The following is an 18393-nucleotide window of genomic DNA, read 5'->3' as shown; positions in this document are numbered from 1 at the left end:
GATCCGAATAACTTAAACTTATGGTTAAAATTAAATGGCGAAGTCATGCAAAACAGCACCACTTCCGATTTTATTTTTAACGTACAACACGTAGTAAGCCACATTAGCCAATTTATGACGCTTTTACCAGGCGATATCATTTCAACAGGAACACCATTTGGTGTTGGTTTAGGTTTAAATCCACCAATGTACTTAAAAGAAGGCGATGTTATGGAGTTAGGTATTGAAGGTTTAGGGGTTTCAAAACAAAACGTAAAAGCTTATAAAAAATAGTATTAATTTCCCTTAATTTATTAATTCAACTAAATTAAAATACAGATTTAAACAAAGATATTTTATGAATAATATAGTAAAGACCCCAGTGGTATCTAAAAAAATAATTTTACCCTTTATATTGGTAACTTCACTTTTTGCCCTTTGGGGGTTTGCAAACGCCGTTACCGACCCAATGGTAAATGCTTTTAAAAAGGTTTTAGAGTTAACTAACACACAAGCTTCTTGGGTGCAAATGGCATTTTACGGCGGCTATTTTTGTATGGCTTTACCAGCGGCTTTATTTATGCGAAAATATTCGTATAAAGTTGGGGTATTAATAGGGTTGGGGCTTTATGCTAGCGGCGCATTGTTGTTTTATCCTGCTGCCACTACAGAAATGTTTTGGTTTTTTTGTTTAGGTTTATATATTTTAACCTTTGGTTTGGCTTTTTTAGAAACTGCAGCAAACCCTTACATTCTTGCCATGGGCGCAAAAGAAACGGCTACACAACGTTTAAATTTAGCACAATCATTTAATCCGGTAGGTTTAATTGCTGGTTTATTAGTGGCAAAGTATTTTGTTTACGATAAATTGCAATCTGATGATATTGCCGATTTTTCCGCGTTAAGCGAAACTAAAAGAGCTATGGTTAGAGTTGCCGATTTAGCAGTGATACGCGATCCTTATGTGGTTTTAGGTTTGGTTATTTTGGGTGTATTTGTGTTATTTTTAGTTAATAAAATGCCGCAAAGTAAAGCCGAAGGTAGCATGCCAAGTTTAGGCGCAACGTTCAAAGGATTATTTAAAAATTCTAAATATGTTTTAGGTGTTTTTGCGCAGATTCTTTATGTCGGCGCGCAAATAATGACATGGACATATATTTACCAATATGCCGAAGCTATTGACTTAGCAAATGCCGATGTAGCTGGTTACGAAAAAATAGACGTTTTTGCCTACCAATTTGTGGCTTTCATTTTATTTGCTGTTGGTCGTGTAGTTGGTACAGCCATGTTGCGTGTAATGAGCCCTGGTAAATTATTAATGTTTTTTGCTGTTTTAGCAGGAGCTTTTGTTGCGGGAGCCATTTTTGTAACGGGAACTATAGGGTTGTATTGTGTTGTTGGTATTTCATTTTGTATGTCGTTAATGTTCCCAACCATTTATGGTATTGCATTAAACGATTTAAACGAGGAAGAATCAAAAGTAGGTTCTGCTGGTTTAGTTATGGCTATTGTTGGTGGTGCTTTGTTACCAATGTTACAAGGTATGATAATTGATGCTGGTGGCTCTGGTGTAGCCGATACTTTAATTATGGGTGTTGCCGAGGTTAATTTCTCCTTTATATTACCATTAATCTGCTTTGTTTACATTGCTTGGTATGGTTTTCATGTGTTTAACAAGCACGAGGGTAAAACTATTTAAAACTAAATATTATGAAAAAACATTGTTTTGCTCTCGATTTAAAGGATGATGCAGCTTTAATAGAGGCTTATAAAGATTATCATAAAAACGTTTGGCCAGAAATTATTGCCAGTATAAAAGATTCGGGAATAGAAGTTTTAGATATTTATTTGGTAGCAAATAGATTGTTTATGATTATGGAAGTAAACGATACGTTTTCGTTTGAGAAGAAAAATGAAATGGATTTAAACAATGCTAAGGTGCAAGAATGGGAAACGTTAATGTGGAAATATCAGCAAGCTTTACCTACTGCCAAACCTGGTGAAAAATGGATGTTAATGGAAAAGATTTTTGAGTTATAAAAGGCTAAAATGTAATTTTAATCTATTTTCTTTAAAACAGATTTTAGCATCATTTTAATATTTTTTAATAGTATTAGTGGTTTTTTAGGAAACAGAATAAAGTGAACTAGTAATAGAGTTGCACTCCAAGGATAATAAATGGTGCAAGTGAATATTAAAGTAAAAGGCAATATAACTTCGTAAAAATCACTCATAAAAATATGCCACGGCGGATTACCGGATAGGATAACTATTATTTTGTATTTGATTTTTTTATATCCTAAAAGTAAAATGGCATAAAACAATAAGCCTAGTATTGGTAGTATAAAACCCAGTTTCACTAAAATTAAAAATAGACTTACAACTTCTATAATTGAAATAATAATTTCAAAAGGTTTTATAGAATTTATGTTACTAATTGATGTAGCAAAAGTTTTATGGTTAATTGATAAATCGTTTTCACGATCCCAAAATTGATGCCACATATTGCCTCTTAGTCCGCAGGCTAAAGACCAAATTGTAATAAGTATTAATAAGTAATAGTTAATTTCTAGTTCGAGTTTATAAACCATGGCGGCATACACGAATAAGCTAGGGAATAAATGAGCGCCACTAGCATCTGCAATTACACCTAATATACCTCGGTTTTTAAATCTAAAAGGAGGAATAGAGTACAAGCTAAACATTATGTAGGCAGAAAAATAAAAGGTAAAGCTTAATAAATCGGAGCTAAAATATATACAAAAACAAAGGCTTATTAGTATAGAAAAAGCTAAGATTAAACCTCTTTTAAATGGCGTAAACTTTGCTAATCTGTTCGATTTTCCGCTATCTAAATCAAATTTAACATCGGTATAATCGTTAATAATGCTAACATAAATAGCGCCTACTGCAATTGCAAGAATTAAAAAAAGTAACCAAGCAATATGTTGTACTAAATTAAAGCTGTTTAACATAATTGTTAAATAGCCTATAGTTAAAAGAGGAACAATTTTGTAATCCCACCAGTCGGTAGACCTAAAAATTGAAGGAACTTTCATTTGTTAACAACAACGTTTTTATTAGAGTTTCGGGCTATTATCTTTCTAACTCCGCCTTTAAACATTAATTTTAAAGCAAGCTTAGGATAATTTGCTAAAGCCTTAAAGAAATACAAGGTAAAATCTTTAACGTTTTTATGTATTTTTAAAGATTCTTTTGAGATTAATATTAAGTTAGTTACATATTCATTTTGCATATGGCCAATTTCACTAGGTGTCATTAAATGCTTATATCTATTTAATATGGCAGATTTGTCTTTAATATGTAAAAGTTTTAAAACTTCCATTCTGTTTCGGCCGTCGTAAATATTATTTGCATTTATATGCTTTTTCCAAAGTTGTTCTGTTGTATAGGCTCCTTTAATTTTATTATTAAAAATAATGTCTAGTAACATGCACCAATCATCTCCAATACTCATTTCTTCATTCCAACCTAATTTTTTAAGTAATTCTGCTTTAATAAGAAGAGATGTTGATGGAGAAGGGCATCCTGCAATGTAAATGCTTCTCAAATCATCATAGTCGAGTTCAATCCAAACATTAGTTTCTTTTGGATGATCTTCAGGAAGATGTATATATTGTTTTAATAAGTAATCAATAAATTTACCATCTTTCTGTTCTTGGCTCCAGTTGGCAAAAACAAAATCGAAATTATCGTTTTCTAATTTTTCTACTAATTTTTCTAAGAAGTTTTCGTGCCAACAATCATCAGAATCTAACGAAGCAATATATTTTCCATTGACGTGTTCAAGACCGGCATTTCTCGCAGAAGCTTGTCCGCCATTTTCTTTTTTTATGTATTTTAAATTAGAGAAGTTTTGTTTTATAAATTCTTCTGTTCCATCGGTAGAGCCATCGTCAACAATAATGATCTCATAGTTTTTGTATGTTTGGTTTAGGGCGCTATTAATAGCATTCCCTAACATTTTCACCCTATTGTAGGTAGGGATTATTACCGATACTAATGGTGTTTCAATTTTTTTCATGATACATTAGTGCTATAACAATGTTAGCAAATTCTTGTTCTGGTTTATTTGGGAGTTTATTTTTTATCGTTTTTGCAGCTTCAATGCCCATTTTTTTCCAAGAGTTTCTTGAATTCCATGCTGTTTCTAGGGTCTCATCTAAACTAGCCTCATTAGCATATCCTATAAATCCAGTTTTATTATCTTGGATAATTTCGTTGGTACCACCGGCATTAGTGGCTATAACTGGACGACCAGCAGCCATAGCTTCAATAACAACTAAGGGCAGACCTTCACTTCTTGAGGGGAGTAGTAATGTATGATGGTTATGCCAAATATCTTCAATATTATTTTTAAAACCTAAAAAATCTATATTTTTAATATCTAATAACTTAGCTAAATCTTTAAGGGCTTTTTCATCTGGACCACTACCAATAATCGAAACACTTAAATTTCGGGCCTTCCATTTTTCTTGAGATAATACTCTTAAAATAATATCTTGACCTTTGTCTATAATTAATAATCTGCCAATTAAAGCGAGTTTAAATCCATTATCTGTAGCCGGGTACGGAATAGGTTCAATATTGTCTAGTTTATTGGGATTATAAATGATATGAGCATTTTTAAACCGAAAACCAAATTGTTCTTCAGTTAAGTTTTGATTGTGTTTCGAGACAAAAAAACATTTTTTTGCATGTTTTAATGTTTCAATCATATAATCTCTATCATCTTTTGCAGGCCAATAAAATTCGACTGCTTTTTGAGAAATTATAACATAATCAATATGGTGTTTTAAGCATAAGTAACCATAATAAAGGGCATCAAAATTTATACCTTGAGAAATTACAACCAACGTAGGGCTTTCTTTCTTTAAAAAAGCTTCAAAATTATTATATGCTAGTTTATGATACTGTTGCGTAAGCATGTTATATGCGTTGTAGAATCTGCCTAGGCCTCGAGGAGGTTTATTGGTTAATTCTTTAAACTGCACATTTCTAGCTTTTAGTTCGGCTATTCTACGGTGTTTTTGATTAATGGTGTCCTTTACCAAAGTAATTGCACAGTTTTTGGCTTGTAAAAAAGGAATGCTTAATGCCCAAAGCTCTTCGCTTCCGCCCCAATCGTCTTCGCAGGTAGAAAGTATGGCGATGTGATTATTTGTCAACATGTTGTTTTTTTTGGGATTCATGTTGTTTTATTTTGTTTTTCTTTTAAATAACTTGGCATAATCTCCATCTAAAGAAATAAGTTTTTCGTGAGTGCCTTCTTGCGCAATTTCACCTTTAGATAAAACATATATGTAATCGGCATGCTTTACAGCAGAAACTCTATGGCTTATAACTAAAATGCCACGATTGCCAATATTAGCTCTTAAGTCATCAAATAATTCTTGCTCGGACTTTGCATCTAATGCGCTGGTGGCTTCATCAAATATTATAAATTGAGATTTACTATAAAAGGCCCTGGCTATTGCAATTTTTTGCCATTGACCTATACTTACTTCTTTACCATTTTCAAAAATTCTTCCCATGGTGGTGTCATATTTTTCGGGGAAAGTTTTAATAAAATCGTGTGCTCCAGATTTTTTTGCAGATTCAACCATTAATGCTTCATCTAATTCGGCATCGATATTACCAAATTTAATGTTTTCGGCTGCACTTAAATTATATTTTACGAAATCTTGAAAAACCACACTAATTTGATTTCTAAAGTCGTCTATTTTAAAGTTTTTAATGTTTTCGCCACCAAGTTCAACGGTTCCGGAGGTAGGATCGTAAAGTCTACTAAGTAATTTTATAAGTGTTGTTTTACCAGAACCATTAAGTCCTACTAATGCAACTACTTTTCCTGCTGGTATTTTTAAACTTATATTTTTAAGAGTTGTTTTTTCGGCGTGTGGGTATTTAAAGTTTACATTTTTTATAACTAAATCTGGGTTGTTGTAAGGGATTTTAAGTGTGTTGGGTTTGTCTGTCATCGCCGGTTCTAAATCCAATAAATCGAATAAATAGCTTAAGAAAATATTGTTTTGATATAGGGATGATATACCATTTGAAAGCGATTGCATAACACTAAAAAGTTGTGGAAATACAACTAAAAATAAAGCAATATCTCCAATTGATGTGGTGCCATTTAAAGTGCTTATACAAATAAAAGCAACGCAACTATACATACCTAGAGCAGCTAGAATATTGGTGGTTGTTTCGTTAATAGTAGCCTTTTTTGTAATTCGGAAGTTCTCGTTTAGTAAATTGAGACGAATTTTTAGGTAATTAGATTTTAGGTATGCCCCAAGATTAAATGTTTTAATTTCTTTTACGGCTACTTCTCCTGTAATTAAATTACCTAAGTAATAAGATTTACGTTCTAAAGGTGTTTTTTGCATTTGCCATTCAAAAAGCTTGTTTGCAAATTGTAAACGTACATAAAGTGTTGGAAAAACAAATAATGCTAATAATGGTAACAACAACCAACTAATATATATTAACGAAAATCCTAAAACGCCAAGCATGATGGTGTTTTTTGAAAGATTAACTAAATCAGTTAATATAGCAGCTGGCCGTTCTGGACCGGCATTTTTGGCTCTTTCGAGTGTGTTAAAATAAGCAGGACTTTCGTAAAATGAATAGTCTAATTTTATAGCTTTGCTATGTATTTTATCATCAATATATTCACTTATTACTGCAGATTGTTTTTGGGTGTAATAAGTTGAAAATGATCTTAGGATTAAGTAGCATAAAGTAGATAATCCAGCAACACTTAAATATGTTATCACTAGAGTTTCTTTTTCTTCTAAATTAGAAGCAGCAACAATGTCTATTAATTTTTTAAATATATACAAACTACCCATAAAGAATAAACTCTCGAAAAACATTATAATTAATGTATTCAATACTTTTCCTTCGGTAATTGTCCAAATTAGTTTTATTGACCTTTTAAGGTTTAAGCTGTTTTTGAACTTGTCAAGCTTTAATTTGAAATCTTTTAGCATAAATTAAGCTTTTTTGAATTGTACGTTTACAATTTTTGGTCCGTATAAGTGGCTAGAATCAAAATAAGTAATGTCGTCAGTTAATATGGGGTTCATTTTTTTAATAATATCGAAATAATAATTTAAAGCAATTTTTGCTTCCAGTTTGGCAAGTCCTATACCAATACAAACATGAGCGCCGGCGCCAAACGAAAGGTGTTTTGTATTGCTTCTTTCTAAGTTTATAGTAAACGGATCGGCATAAACTTTTTTGTCAAGGTTCGCCGATCTTATATCTAAAGCAATCATAGCATTTTGTGGAATATGCACATCGTTTAGATGAATATTTTTGGTTATTTGCCTAAACAGGATTGTTTCGGGTGGATGAAGTCTTAAAATTTCATCAATAAATCTGTTTTTTAATTTAGGAGATTTTTCCAAAGTGTCGACGATGTTCGGGGATTTCATTAACTCTAAAAATGAATTGGTTAAAAGCATTGTAGTTGTTAATACGCCTGCCGTAAACAATAATCTGGCTATACTTGATGCTGCCTCTAACGACATTGTTTTAAGTGTTATCTGTTCTTTTAAGTACGCCATCGCCGAATCATCATCAAATTTATAATTCGATGCCAATAAATCACGAAACAATCCAATTAGTAGGTCATTTGTGTCAAAGTTATTAACACCTATAATGCTATTAACTTTATCCGCTTGAATTTCATCTAAACCTAATAAACAAAAAGTTACAGATCGAGATAATTGTAATGAAAAATAATCAACAAAGTTTATTGGACAATTTTTCGGGAAATTTTGTATTAATTTTTCCGCTTTTTTAGTAGCAAAATGCTCAAGTCGGTTTAGTGATTTGCTAGAAAAAACAGATTGTAATAGCCCTCTCATTTTCTCATGAGAAGGAGCATCTGCTCCAACCAAATAGGGATCGAAATCTTTATAAGGTTTACTTGAGAATACTTCTGGAGTTTTTAGAATATCACTAATCGTGTTGTGATCTATAACTAGCCAAGTTTGACAACTTGGTAAAAAATGGATGTTTCCTTTTGTTTTTAAATACGACCAATAGGGTATTGGTTTGTTTTTATAATACTTATCACTAATGTTGAAATTTTCAATAAACGAAGTAAAAGGTTCTTCTTTCGATATTAAGCTATAATTTTGCTTTCCAATTTTATGAATAGCTTTAAATGTGTTTTTGAATAGAATATAGTTGTTTGATTTGGAAAACGTTTGAAAAATTGTTGGAACAATATTGTTCGATAATATTCCTTTTAAGTGATTAATTCCAAAAATATTTGGGCCAATTTGAACGAGGTCAAACAGTTCGTTAGTTTCTTTTATTTTAATGAAAACTGAATTGGCTAGAACTACATGCCTTAAACAATGGTAAAAAAAGTCTTCATTTAAAATTGTACCTTTAGGAATAACAGTTCCTGCAGACCCTGAGTAATAATCGGTTGTTAAGGGTGAAAAATTTAAGTCTTTAAAACATTCTTTTACTTCAGCTTTAAAATCTTCAATTTTTGATGTATGATAAGGAAATAGGTTGTTTTTTGAAATAACTCTATATGTTAATTCGTTTTTCTTACAATATTCTTTTAGAAGAGCAATGTTAGCTTCATCTACTAAAGCAATTGTTGATTTTGGTGTATTTTCGTAAACGGGATGAATTATATTTAGATCGTCATTTGCAGTATAGTTTAAAACCTCAATACTTTCATTTATTAAAATAGAAACGTACGATTGGCTTTCATGGGAGCTAGTAACCTCCATGGCTTGCAAAATTTTAAAAACTTCTAGTTTTGGTATTGCTCCAGAAGCATACAAACCAGACACCTCTCCCATGCTTAAACCAAGAATTGCGTTAGGTGAAGTTTTTTTATTTTTTAATAAATCAAAAGTTGCTATTTGAATGGCAGCTATTGTATTGTATATATTAGTTTCAGTTTCGAAAAAGTTGTTTGGTGCAGTTTTCGAAAAATTTGGTAAAATGCTGGTTCCTCCTAGTTGAGTTATTATTTCATTAGATTCTAAAATAGATGATTTAAAGACACTTTCGTTTTCAAAAAGCTCTAAACCCATATTTAAATTGTATTCAGAACGCCCACTAAATATAAAAAGCAAGTTCTTCTTTTGGGGAAGAATTCGCTGTTTTATTTTTTGAAACTTGTAGAATATATTAAAAAAAATTCTATTAGAATTAATTAATTTAATAAGGACGCTTTTCACAAATATTAGGTTAAATTGAAGTTTTATAAGGTTTTGGGATATTATAGGGTAAATATAGTTTAGTGTATGTTTAGATTGTAAAAAAATAGATAAATTGGTTATAACATCTGATTAAGTGGGTAATAGGAGCGGTTTTAATTTAGCCAATGCTTCTAAACAATACCCCGTTGTTATTTCTTCAGAACCAAATGTCCCGCGTTTTCTGCGTCCTGAATAGTACAATGTCCAGCGGTTCCAATTGCCTCTTTGTTTTTGGTTAGATATTAGGTGTTTAGCAGCTAAAAACACTTCGCTTTCCATATAATTTAGGTTTAATAATGTACTAATTGCTAGCGCCGTTTCTAAACTGGATTTACTAAAACTACCATCTTTATTTTGATGTTTTAATACTTTACTTATCAAATCTTTTTTTATGGTATTAAGATTATTGCAATGGGTAAAATTTCTTGAAATAAAATAATATACCGTTATGGGGTTTCTGTACCAAGCATCGCAATCATTTTCCTTGTTTTCTTTTATTATTTTAATTAAATAATTTACGATTGGCTTTGTTTCATTACTGTTTCCTAAATAATATAAAATGTTTGCATTAACAACGGCATCAACGTCGTTTCGTTTGCAATCGGCCGATCTCCAAAATAGTAATGATTTAACAGGAACTTTAAGTTCTCTAAAAGATAATTTCCAATATAATTTATTAAAATTTAATTTTAATCGAAACGTAATCCAAGTATAAAATAGACCATCTTTTCTCTTATTATCCAGAATTAATTTTTTATTAATTTCAGAAGAAAAATCAGCGTTCATAGCTCTTAAAAAATGAGATACACATGCTGTGTCGTCTAAGTCTTGTGGGCAAACTTTTCTATATCTGTGAAGAATAGTGTAATGGTTCCAAGTTGCGCCTATATCCATTTGGTAAATTAAAAAAGCTGCAGTCTTGTCTAGAATTTCTTTTACCCTTTTGTCTTCCTTAAGAGTGAGTAAAGAATGACCTATTAATGAAGCAGGAAAAATACAACTTTCTGGGAGCGTCCAAGATTGCATAGCATCATCTCCAGATAAATAAACTATAAACTCTCCGTTAGGTAATTGGTGATCGTGTAAATAATCTATACCCCGATTAATCGAATTTTCCAGTCCTTCTAAAGTAACTTCCGTTTTGGGGTGCATTTTCATTTTAAGTAAAAATATAATTAAAATTAGCATAAAATTTCCGAAAACTTAAGGGCGAATAAGTTTTGTTTCGATTTTTTGGAGATTTGTAATTAAACAAGGCAATTAATAAATACAAATTAGTATTATGAGTATAATTTTGGCGAATATTTTAGTATAACAAAAACAGGCTTCAATAATTAATCGAAGCCTGTTTTGTTTTTTTATTTATTTACTAAAGTACCTATCGTTGCTGCACACTCCCAGACGAACTATCGCTTTTATCAACAGTTTTTGGGTTTCCATAATAATTTACATCTGCACCACTAGAAGCTTTTGCAATTAGTGTTTCGGTTGTGTTAACTGTTATTTCTGCACCGCTAGAAGCCTTTACTTCGCTGCTTTTTGTTATTAAATCTGCAGCTCTAATATCGCTACCGCTAGAGGCTTGGGCTGTTAGTTTTTGTGTGCTTCCGCTTAAGCGTATATCGCTACCACTGCTTGCTTTGCAATTTAGGCTGTTGGTGTTTACTTCTAGTTTTATATCACTTCCGCTACTAGATTTTAAGTTTAAATGTTCTGCAACAATTGGTGTTTTTGAAAAAACATCGCTACCACTTGTAGATATAATGCTATGAACGTCTTTAAAATTAATATTAACTTTTAAAGTGGTAGAGTAACCAATACTTTCTTTACAATGTATTTTTAAAACACCATCTTCAATATCGGTTAAAATTAGGTTTTGTAAATTTTCGTCGGCTTCTACAATAATACTTTCGGTATTGCTTTGTGTTAAATGCACATCTAAACCTTCGGTAGCTTTAATGGTATTAAAACTTTCGGTTATGGGTCTATTACTGGTTACAACATTGCCGTTACCGCGCTCGCCCATATCAAATTTACAGGAAAATAGGCTTAAGCTTAGTACAGCAGCAACAATGATTTTGATTAGAGTGGTCATGATTGTTCGTTTTTTAATTGATTTATTTGTGAGTCAAAAATATTGATTGATTGATGTGTTTTATAATTTTGATTTCCGAATTGTAAATTATTCAGGATGAATTGTATTGTTTTTAATTATTCTCATCAGAATCTATTTCAATGCCATCAGAATTAATGTTAACTCTAACGGTTTCAGAGGTTGCTTTAACACCTTCATCATCAATTTTAATTTCGTTGCCATCGGTTGTAATTTCAATACCATCATCATTTATTTTTAATTTTGGCGTGTGTACTTCAATTTCAAAATCATCTTCTTCAGGGCAATCTAAACATTCAGATTCTTCAGCATTAATTTTTATATAATGGTTTGTAAGTTCGCGAGACACCAAGTTATTGCTATTACGGTAATACGATAAAAACGATTTTGTGCTTTGGCTAAAATAAACCACGGCATTTTCTGGTAAATACAAGTAAACATAAACCTCTTGGTCGCTAAATTTGTTTTTAACATGAGTGGTTAAATGGTCGTTAAGGTATAAAGTGTTATTTCTAAACTCGTAAGTATAAACAATGTTTTTTGCACGTTGTAAAGCAATATCGTAATCGCTGCCATCGGCATGTTTTTCAATAATTAGTTTTGCAGTATTTTCGGTGGTAGATTTTACTCTAATATTAATATCTGTAGAGTAAATTACTTTTTCTCCGGCCTCGTTATGCTTAATTTTAAAACCGTTATTGCGGTTAAAACTAGAGTGAAAACTATCTGAACTAACCATTTTTACGGTAAGTGTATCGTTTGCGGTAACAGGAAGCTCAACTTTTTGATTAAAACTTTCGTCGTAAGCATGTTCGCTTGCTTGTCTAACCCCAATTACAACAAGAGCAATTACAGAAATTAACCATAAGCCTAGTAGCGTGAATTTTGCAAAATTACCAATAGATTTTAAGTTGGTTATTAAAATTTTCAAACCTAAATAAAACAGGAAGAAAAACGGAATACCAACTGCAAAAAAGGTAAAAATAGATACCAACCAAATAGGCGTGTTTCCTGTGTTTGCAATTTCAACCATATCTAAACCCGGGATATGAATAATATCTACTACCCCAACCGATAAAAGTCCGATAATTAGTGTAATTAAAGTAGCAGCACCAACAAAAATTAAGAGTATACCTATAAATTTGGCAAAAAGCTTTACAAAAAACATGATAAAGTTACTAACCGCATCAAAAAAAGTTTGCGAAGACGATTTTATGTTATTCGATTGCTTTTTTAAATCTACGTTTTTAGCCGCATTAGTAACAGAATCGGTAACATTTTTCGCTGCTTTACCAACTGTTTCTGTTACGTTTTCAAAACCATCTTTAATTTTTTTTTCAATGTTACTTATGTTCACCGGTTCGCCGGTCATCATAATTTTTTCGGCAGTCGTTTTGGCTTCAGGTACTAAAATCCAAAGTAAAATGTATAATAAAACCCCAGTTCCTAGTCCAAAAATTAATAATATCCAAGCTAAACGAATCCAAATAGCATCAATGCCAAAATAGTGTGCTAAACCAGACGAAACACCACCAACATAGGCATTGTCTGGATCTCTAAAAAGCTTTTGTTTCTTTCCTGTTTTTTTAGGACGAACGGGTTGTGGCTCGTCTTCAAAAATCTCGTCGTCTACAATATAATCTTCCGGTTGCCCCATAATGGCAATAACATCATCTACCTGTTTAATACCAATAACTTGCTTGTCGTTTTGTACACGCTCGTTAAAAAGTTCGGCAATACGCGCTTCAATATCGGCTATAATTTCAGATCGCCCTTGCGAGTCTGTAAACGAACGTTTAATAGCCTCCAAATAGCGTTGTAATTTTAGGTAAGCATCCTCATCTATATGAAAAAATATACCTGCTAAATTTATGTTGACTGTTTTATTCATTTTTGGTTGTTTTTTGGCTAGTTACAATAGTTACAGCGTTGTGCAATTCGCTCCACGTTGTGTTTAATTCTTTTAAAAATAGTTTTCCCGTTTCGGTTAATCCGTAATACTTTCTAGGCGGTCCCGAGGTCGATTCTTCCCAGCGGTAGCTTAATAATCCCGCATTTTTAAGTCGTGTAAGTAAAGGGTAAATAGTGCCTTCAACTACCAGCAACTTAGCATTTTTTAGGGTGTCTAAAATTTCTGCAACATAAGCATCTTCGTCTTTTAAAACCGAAAGTATGCAGAATTCTAAAACGCCTTTTCGCATCTGTGCTTTGGTGTTCTCTATCTTCATAAGGTCATGCGTTTAATGTTTTTAAAACTGTTCATTTTTTGATTGATTGATTGATTGATTGATTGATTGATTGATTGATTGATTTTGATGAAATTTATTTTTTTTGGCGTTACCCTCGAAACTTCGGGGTCGGGCTTTCCGCTATATCTTTTTCTCGTCCCTCAAAAAAGGATGCCGCTACAATCCCTAACGCGCTTCATAGTTTTTATAAACTTTTAGTTAATTATAAGTTTTAGTATTCGGTTTGAGTGTCCCCTTTAAAAAGAAAGGAGTAAGGGGTGTGTTATTTCTTATTTTATAAAATTAATAGTTAAAGGATATTCATACAACTCGCCATCTCTAGCTTTTAAACTTGCAACTACAATTAATATCAGTTCAATAATAAAGGCAATAACAGCAACTGCACCTAAAAAACCACCTAAATAAAGTAGAGGAGAAGGCTTACCAACGTTAATATGAAAATTACTAAAGCCATGAAAATCTATAACATCTAAACCATTAAATAATTTGAAAATAAAAAACGGAATAGAAAGTGTACCCAGAATAACGGCATACAATAAAATACTTATTTGAAAATTAATAGCCTGTTTACCATGCGTATCTATAAAATTACTTTTCTCTTTGTTTATGGACCATAATACTAGTGGGCCTACAAAATTTCCAAACGGAATAAAGAACCGGCTAAATGTAGATAAGTGAATAAATGTAGCGATGTTTTTTTGATGCGTTGTTACCATGATTTTTTCGATTGATTAAAACATATAATAGTTTCTTATACAAATATATGTCTAAAAGAAGGTACTTTGTTACGCATAGTACTAAAAATTAACAAAACATTAACAAATAGAGTCGTGTTTGTTTATTTGTAACGGGTTGTTTTGTAGTGTTTTATTGGTTAGTCGATAAGATTGTTAATTTTTTCCCATAAATCATTATCAAAAGTAGAGAGGGCAAAATTCTCTTCACTGGCGGCATCTCCCATTCTAATAATTACTAATTTTTTGCTAGGTATAACGTAAAGTTTTTGGTCGTTTTTACCTAAACCAGCATACATATCGTTTGGTGCGTTAGGAATAAGTTCGCCGTTAAATTCAAATTGTGTTTGTGGTAAATGGTAACTTTCTTTTCCGTTTAGCCACCACATGTAACCGTAAGCTTCATTAATGGTTTGCGAAGTATTAATAGCTTCATTTAAAAAACCTTCAGGAATAATTTGGGAATCTTCCCATTTGCCATTGGCATACATTAGCAAACCAAAACGTGCCATACTTCGGGTATTGCTCCAATACACATTGGTGCTCTCAAAAGGAAACCAAAACCCATTCATTCCTATTTCGTCTTTTAGTTTGCTATTAAAATAGGAATTCCAAGTGCTGCCTGTAGCTGTTGCCACAACGTCTTGTAGTTTTAAAAAAACACCATGGTATGCCCAACGTGTTCCTGCATCGGCGAGGTAGGTTAGGTCTTCAGGAGCAATATCGTCATCACTATCATCTAAACCAGAAGTCATGGTAAGTAAATGTTTGTTGGTAATTAATGCTTCTTGTTCTGTTGTAGCGCTTGTCCAACCTGTTCCTATATAATCGGAAACTTTATCGTTTATATTTAAATAACCTTCTTCTTGTGCAATTCCTGTAATAGCGGTGGTTAATGTTTTTCCTGCACTTGCCCAATACCAGTTTGTGTCTTCATCATGATCGTTAAAATATTTTTCAACTACAATTTTCCCATTATAAAGTATCATGAAACTTTTGCTGTTGTTCTCTTCTAAAAAATCATATAAATTTTGAAGCTCGGCTTCATTCCAATCTAAATCTGTAACAGACGTGCTTTCCCAAGTATCGTTATCAATCAGTGGGAAATAAATAGTTGTTTCTATATCTTCATTTTCTGGCTCGGTATCTGTGTCGTTACCTGAGCAACCGAAAAAAAGTAAGACGAATAAAGGACAAATAATTAGGTTAATAGCAGTTTTCATGAGGTAGATTTTAATTTTAAGACCCTCAAATATATAAAAGGTTTAATTTAGTTGTATCTTTGCGCCCTGATTTATAGAAAAGTATGCGTACTAAAACTCTTAAAAAGAACAGAATTAACGTTGTAACCTTAGGTTGTAGTAAAAATGTTTACGATAGCGAAGTGCTTATGGGTCAGCTTAAAGCTAGTGGTAAAGACGTAGTGCACGAACAAGAGGGCAATATTGTGGTAATTAACACTTGTGGTTTTATTAATAATGCCAAAGAAGAAAGTGTAAATACCATTTTAGAGTATATGCAAAAAAAGGAAGCCGGAGATGTTGATAAGGTTTTTGTAACAGGATGTCTTTCGGAGCGTTACAAGCCAGATTTAGAAAAAGAAATTCCGGACGTAGATCAATATTTTGGTACAACCGAATTACCAGGATTGCTAAAAGCTTTAGGTGCCGATTATAAACATGAACTTATTGGAGAGCGTTTAACAACAACACCTAAAAATTACGCTTATTTAAAAATTGCTGAAGGTTGCGATCGGCCGTGTAGTTTCTGTGCTATACCAATAATGCGCGGTAAACACCGCAGTACACCAATTGAAGATTTAGTAACTGAAGCAGAAAAACTTGCTACAAATGGCGTTAAGGAATTAATTTTAATAGCTCAAGATTTAACTTATTACGGACTCGATTTATACAAAAAACGAAACTTAGCCGAACTTTTAGAAGCTTTGGTGAAGGTTGAAGGTATCGAGTGGATTCGTTTGCATTATGCATTTCCAACTGGTTTTCCAATGGATGTGTTAGATGTTATGAATCGCGAACCTAAAATTTGTAATTATCTTGATATTCCTTTACAACATATTTCCGATGCTATTTTAAAGAGTATGCGTCGTGGTACAACGCAAGCTAAAACAACTAAGCTTTTACACGAATTTAGAGCAAAAGTGCCAGAAATGACTATTCGAACCACTTTAATTGTTGGATATCCGGGTGAAACAGAAGAAGATTTTCAAACACTTAAGCAATGGGTTAAAGATATGCGTTTCGAGCGTTTAGGTTGTTTTACATATTCTCATGAAGAAAACACACATGCTTATAATTTAGAAGATGATGTGCCAGAAGATGTTAAAATAGATCGAGCAAACCAAATTATGGAATTGCAATCGCAAATATCTTGGGAACTTAACCAAGCTAAAATTGGACAAGAATTTAAAGTGATTATCGACAGAAAAGAGGGGAATTATTTTATTGGTAGAACCGAGTTCGATTCTCCCGATGTGGATAACGAAGTTTTAATAGATGCAACTAAAACCTATTTAAAAACTGGAGAATACACCACTGTTAAAATTACTGAAGCTGAAGATTTCGATTTATATGCCGACGTGGTAAATTAGTTTAAAATCACGTTTTAAAGTTTTCAAAAAGAACTTATTTTGGTTGAAAAAGAGTAGGTTATGGATTTTAATTCGTTTTCAAAGTTTATTAAGTCACTTGCAAATGATGCTTTTCCAGTTTTAGGAGATTCTTTTTCTAAAGATGATTTTGTAACAATTAATTTATCTGAAACAAATACTTTTTTAAATAGTGTAGATGTTTCTTCTTCGGCAAAACTGTCCGAATTTGTATCTAACCATATTCAAAACCAGAATGGGAAAGTAGCTTATGGAGGTTATTTAGAAGTTAGAAATATTTACAAACGAAGTAAGCATTTTAATAGCCAAGCTTTAACCGAACGAAATATTCATATAGGTTTAGATTTGTGGTGCGATGCAGAGACTAGCATATTCTCACCTTTAAATGGAGAAGTGCATAGTTTTAAAAATAATACGAATTTTGGCGATTACGGCCCAACAATAATTTTAAAACATTGCTATAAAAGCGAAGTGTTTTACACGCTTTATGGACATTTAAGCTTACAATCTATTGCTAATTTAAAAGTAGGAATGCCTGTTGTAAAAGGTGAGCTTATGGCTGTTTTGGGCGATGCGTCTGTGAATGGTGATTATCCGCCACATCTTCACTTTCAAATTATAAAAGATATTCAAGGTTGTGTGGGCGATTATCCTGGGGTTTCAAGTAAAGCAGATGTTGAGTTCTATAAATCCAATTGCCCAGATCCTAAGTTGTTATTTGGTTTATAAAGGATTAAAAAGTATAGTGCGCAACTGCAATGCAATAATAGTTATTCACTGCTGTCAAGATTCATATTTTCGTTTAACCCTTCAATGTAATTTAAAAGCTCGGTTTGTCCAATATTTTTTGTCGATGAGGTAACAAAATAATTCGGCATAGCTTCCCAAGTTTCTAGCATAATATTTTTGTAATCTTCAATGTGGTTCTCTATGGCTTTTGGCTTAAGCTTGTCGGCTTTTGTGAAAATTATTGAAAACGGTATACCATTATCTCCTAACCATTGCATAAATTCTAAGTCAATTGGCTGGGGTTTGTGTCTAATATCAACTAAAATAAAGGCAGTAACTAGCTGTTCGCGAAGGCTAAAATATTGAGTAATAAATTTTTGAAAAACCTTTTTTGCACTCTTCGAAACTCGTGCATAACCATAACCCGGTAAATCTACAAGATGCCAGTTTTTATTAATTAAAAAATGGTTTATAAGTTGTGTTTTTCCCGGCTTTCCAGATGTTTTTGCCAAACTTTTACGGTTGGTTAGCATGTTTATAAGTGAAGATTTGCCAACGTTACTTCTTCCTATGAATGCATATTCAGGTAGTCTGCTTTTTGGACATTTACTAACATCGGAATTACTAACAACAAATTCGGCGTGTTTTATAACCATGTTCTTTTTTCGGCGTTAGCTAAATTAATTTCAATACAATT

The 18393-nt window shown here is 32.3% G+C and carries 17 protein-coding genes; 5 read left to right on the top strand and 12 right to left on the bottom strand.

Annotated features, from left to right (window positions below; translation table 11 throughout):
- The 3 genes from PW52_RS15960 to PW52_RS15950 form a co-directional block, all read left to right on the top strand.
- Nucleotides 1-273 (top strand): fumarylacetoacetate hydrolase family protein (locus PW52_RS15960; RefSeq protein WP_044633978.1); only part of this gene is annotated, 273 nt, incomplete at its 5' end.
- A gap of 64 nt (nucleotides 274-337) precedes the next feature.
- Complete coding sequence (gene fucP, locus PW52_RS15955) at nucleotides 338-1678, top strand: L-fucose:H+ symporter permease (protein WP_044633977.1); 1341 nt, start codon at nucleotides 338-340, stop codon at nucleotides 1676-1678.
- 11 nt (nucleotides 1679-1689) lie between these two features.
- Nucleotides 1690-2019, top strand: coding sequence for an L-rhamnose mutarotase (locus PW52_RS15950; RefSeq protein ID WP_044633976.1), 330 nt, complete (start codon nucleotides 1690-1692; stop codon nucleotides 2017-2019).
- 17 nt (nucleotides 2020-2036) lie between these two features.
- On the opposite strand, the gene PW52_RS15945 is transcribed toward PW52_RS15950, so the two are convergent.
- The 11 genes from PW52_RS15945 to PW52_RS15895 all read right to left on the bottom strand — a co-directional run bounded on the left by PW52_RS15945 (nucleotide 2037) and on the right by PW52_RS15895 (nucleotide 15561).
- Nucleotides 2037-3038, bottom strand: a complete 1002-nt coding sequence (locus PW52_RS15945) for a UbiA family prenyltransferase (RefSeq protein WP_044633975.1) — start codon at nucleotides 3036-3038, stop codon at nucleotides 2037-2039.
- Nucleotides 3035-4024, bottom strand: a complete 990-nt coding sequence (locus tag PW52_RS17260) for a glycosyltransferase family 2 protein (protein WP_052823535.1) — start codon at nucleotides 4022-4024, stop codon at nucleotides 3035-3037. Before PW52_RS17260 ends, PW52_RS15945 begins: the two co-directional genes overlap by 4 nt.
- A complete protein-coding gene (locus PW52_RS15935) occupies nucleotides 4011-5192 on the bottom strand; it encodes a glycosyltransferase (RefSeq protein WP_044633974.1) in 1182 nt (393 codons plus the stop codon). Before PW52_RS15935 ends, PW52_RS17260 begins: the two co-directional genes overlap by 14 nt.
- Before the next feature lie 6 nt (nucleotides 5193-5198).
- Entirely contained in the window at nucleotides 5199-6995 is a 1797-nt protein-coding gene (locus tag PW52_RS15930; protein WP_044633973.1) for an ABC transporter ATP-binding protein, read from the bottom strand.
- A 3-nt stretch (nucleotides 6996-6998) separates the two neighbouring features.
- Nucleotides 6999-9116, bottom strand: coding sequence for a cytochrome P450 (locus tag PW52_RS17255; protein ID WP_131454013.1), 2118 nt, complete (start codon nucleotides 9114-9116; stop codon nucleotides 6999-7001).
- Between the two features lie 216 nt (nucleotides 9117-9332).
- Complete coding sequence (locus PW52_RS15920) at nucleotides 9333-10430, bottom strand: prenyltransferase/squalene oxidase repeat-containing protein (protein ID WP_044633972.1); 1098 nt, start codon at nucleotides 10428-10430, stop codon at nucleotides 9333-9335.
- Nucleotides 10431-10620: 190 nt separating this feature from the next.
- Nucleotides 10621-11337, bottom strand: coding sequence for a head GIN domain-containing protein (locus PW52_RS15915; RefSeq protein ID WP_044633971.1), 717 nt, complete (start codon nucleotides 11335-11337; stop codon nucleotides 10621-10623).
- 112 nt (nucleotides 11338-11449) lie between these two features.
- Entirely contained in the window at nucleotides 11450-13246 is a 1797-nt protein-coding gene (locus PW52_RS15910; protein WP_044633970.1) for a PspC domain-containing protein, read from the bottom strand.
- Nucleotides 13239-13583, bottom strand: a complete 345-nt coding sequence (locus tag PW52_RS15905) for a PadR family transcriptional regulator (RefSeq protein WP_044633969.1) — start codon at nucleotides 13581-13583, stop codon at nucleotides 13239-13241. The genes PW52_RS15910 and PW52_RS15905 overlap by 8 nt, the downstream gene beginning before the upstream one ends.
- Nucleotides 13584-13873: 290 nt before the next feature.
- A complete protein-coding gene (locus PW52_RS15900; protein ID WP_044633968.1) occupies nucleotides 13874-14320 on the bottom strand; it encodes a DUF4870 domain-containing protein in 447 nt (148 codons plus the stop codon).
- Nucleotides 14321-14478: 158 nt separating this feature from the next.
- Nucleotides 14479-15561, bottom strand: coding sequence for a serine hydrolase domain-containing protein (locus PW52_RS15895; RefSeq protein WP_044633967.1), 1083 nt, complete (start codon nucleotides 15559-15561; stop codon nucleotides 14479-14481).
- Nucleotides 15562-15644: 83 nt separating this feature from the next.
- Between PW52_RS15895 and rimO the strand changes: the two genes are divergently transcribed.
- Both rimO and PW52_RS15885 read left to right on the top strand, forming a co-directional pair.
- A complete protein-coding gene (rimO, locus tag PW52_RS15890; protein WP_044633966.1) occupies nucleotides 15645-16949 on the top strand; it encodes a 30S ribosomal protein S12 methylthiotransferase RimO in 1305 nt (434 codons plus the stop codon).
- A 60-nt stretch (nucleotides 16950-17009) separates the two neighbouring features.
- Nucleotides 17010-17696, top strand: coding sequence for a peptidoglycan DD-metalloendopeptidase family protein (locus PW52_RS15885; protein ID WP_044633965.1), 687 nt, complete (start codon nucleotides 17010-17012; stop codon nucleotides 17694-17696).
- Between the two features lie 41 nt (nucleotides 17697-17737).
- On the opposite strand, the gene yihA is transcribed toward PW52_RS15885, so the two are convergent.
- Nucleotides 17738-18352: a ribosome biogenesis GTP-binding protein YihA/YsxC gene (yihA, locus tag PW52_RS15880; RefSeq protein ID WP_044633964.1), complete on the bottom strand. Its 615-nt coding sequence runs from the start codon at nucleotides 18350-18352 to the stop codon at nucleotides 17738-17740.
- Between the last annotated feature and the right edge of the window lie 41 nt (nucleotides 18353-18393).

The organism is Neotamlana sedimentorum, assembly GCF_000943565.1.
Lineage (GTDB): Bacteria > Bacteroidota > Bacteroidia > Flavobacteriales > Flavobacteriaceae > Neotamlana > Neotamlana sedimentorum.
This window is presented reverse-complemented; position numbering and strand designations above follow the sequence as displayed.